The organism is Paraconexibacter sp., assembly GCF_041602235.1.
Lineage (GTDB): Bacteria > Actinomycetota > Thermoleophilia > Solirubrobacterales > Solirubrobacteraceae > Paraconexibacter.
This window is the reverse complement of record NZ_JBFIGP010000457.1, coordinates 1-1,919: the sequence shown is the minus strand read 5'-3', so window position 1 is coordinate 1,919 and position 1,919 is coordinate 1. Positions and strand designations below refer to the sequence as shown.

At 74.4% G+C, this 1,919-nt stretch carries 3 protein-coding genes; all 3 read left to right on the top strand.

Annotated features, from left to right (window positions below):
- Window positions 1-416 (top strand): enoyl-CoA hydratase/isomerase family protein (locus tag ABYE80_RS20385; RefSeq protein ID WP_372792217.1); only part of this gene is annotated, 416 nt, incomplete at its 5' end.
- Window positions 417-420: 4 nt separating this feature from the next.
- Window positions 421-1,227, top strand: a complete 807-nt coding sequence (locus tag ABYE80_RS20380) for an enoyl-CoA hydratase/isomerase family protein (RefSeq protein WP_372792215.1) — start codon at window positions 421-423, stop codon at window positions 1,225-1,227.
- Window positions 1,224-1,919 (top strand): SDR family NAD(P)-dependent oxidoreductase (locus tag ABYE80_RS20375; RefSeq protein ID WP_372792213.1); only part of this gene is annotated, 696 nt, incomplete at its 3' end. The genes ABYE80_RS20380 and ABYE80_RS20375, both read left to right, overlap by 4 nt.

Below are 1,919 nucleotides of genomic sequence, written 5' to 3'. Positions count from 1 at the left end.
TCGAGCTGCTGCAGGCCTGCGACATCGTCCTGGTCGCCGACGACGTCCGGCTCGCCGACAACCACAGCAACTTCGCGATGGTTCCGGGCGGCGGCGGCTCGCAGCGCCTGCCCCGGCTCATCGGCCGCCAGCGCGCCCTGGCCCACATCCTCACCGGGGAGCGCATAGGTGCCGCCGAGGCGGTGGCCCTGGGCCTCGCCTACCGTGCCGTCCCCGCCGCCGACCTCGACGCCGCCGCCGACGCCCTCGCCGCGACGCTGGCCGCCAAGGACCGCGCCGCCCTCGCGCGAACCAAGGCCCTCGTCCACGACGGCCTCGCGCTGCCCCTCGACGACGCGCTGGCCCTCGAGCGGCGCACGGTCGTCGAGCACCTCACCTCCGCCGGCGCGATGGACGCGTTCGCACGAAAGGGATGACCACATGACCGAAGACCGCCCGGTGCAGCTGGAGGTCCGCGACGGCGTCGCGCACCTGACCCTGAACCGACCCGAGCAGTCCAACGCCCTGAACGCCGCGCTGCTGGCCGCCCTGCTGCAGGACGTCCGCTCGCTCCAGGGGGATCCGTCCGTACGCGCCGTGCTGCTCAGCGGTGCGGGCAAGACCTTCTGCGGCGGTGGCGATGTGCGCGAGTTCGCCTCCAAGGGCGAGGATCTCCCCGCCCACCTGGTGGTGCTCACCGAGCAGCTCGGCGAGATCGCCAAGGGGCTCGTGCACCTCGACGCGCCCGTGATCGCCGCGGTCCGCGGAGCGGCGACCGGCGGCGGCGGGCTGGGCCTCGCGTGTGCCGCGGACATCGTGGTCGCCGGCGAGTCGGCCCGCTTCATGCTCGGCGCCACGCGGGTCGGGATGGCCCCCGACGCGGGCCTCACGTTCACGCTGCCGCGGCTGATCGGCCTGCGCGCCGCTCTCGACCTCGCGCTGACCAACCCCATGCTCGGGGCACACGAGGCGCGCGAGCTCGGGCTCGTCGGCCGCGTGGTGCCCGACGAGGAGGTGCACGACCACGCCCTCACCCTCGCGACGGCGCTGGCATCCGGGCCGGCCGCATCGCAGGCGGAGACCAAGCGCCTGCTGTGGGCAGGCGCCGGGGCCGCGTTCGACGCGGTGCTCGACGACGAGGCGGCCACCGTCTCCCGCCTCTCCGGCACCGCCGACAGCCGGGAGGGCCTCGCCGCCGTCATCGAGCGGCGCCCGGCGGTCTACGGGCGCGACGAGGTGGCCCCGTGAGTGGCACCCGCCCGGACGGCATGCGCCGCTTCGAGGGACGCCGCGCGCTGGTCACCGGGGGTAGCCGCGGCATCGGCGAGGGGATCGCGCGCCGCCTCGCCGCCGAGGGCGCGCACGTGATCGTCGCCGGCCGGTCCCTGGGCCCCGCACGGGAGGTCGCCGAGCAGATCGGCGGCGAAGCCCTGCAGCTCGACATCTCCGACGCGCCCGCCGCGATGAAGGCCGTCGCCGCCCTCGGAACCCTCGACGTCCTCGTCAACAACGCCGGTTTCGACGACTTCGCGTACTTCACCGACACGACGCCCGAGCAGTGGCGGGCGCTCCTGGGCACGAACCTCGAGGGGATGTTCGCCTGCACCCATGCCGTCCTGCCCGCGATGCAGCAGGCCGCCTACGGCCGCATCCTGAACATCGGCTCCGAGGCGGGCCGCATCGGGTCCAAGGGCAACGCGGTCTACGCGACGACGAAGGCCGGGATCATCGGCTTCTCGAAGTCCATCGCTCGCGAGAACGCCCGCTACGGGATCACGTGCAACACGCTCGCGGTCGGACCGATCGACACGCCGCTGACCGACGCCGCCCGCGCCGTCCCGGTGCACGGCGAGAAGATGGTGCAGGCGATGAAGGACGGCACCCTGCTGCGGCGCCTCGGGACGACCGAGGAGGTCGGGGCCGCGGCGGCGTTCCTGTGC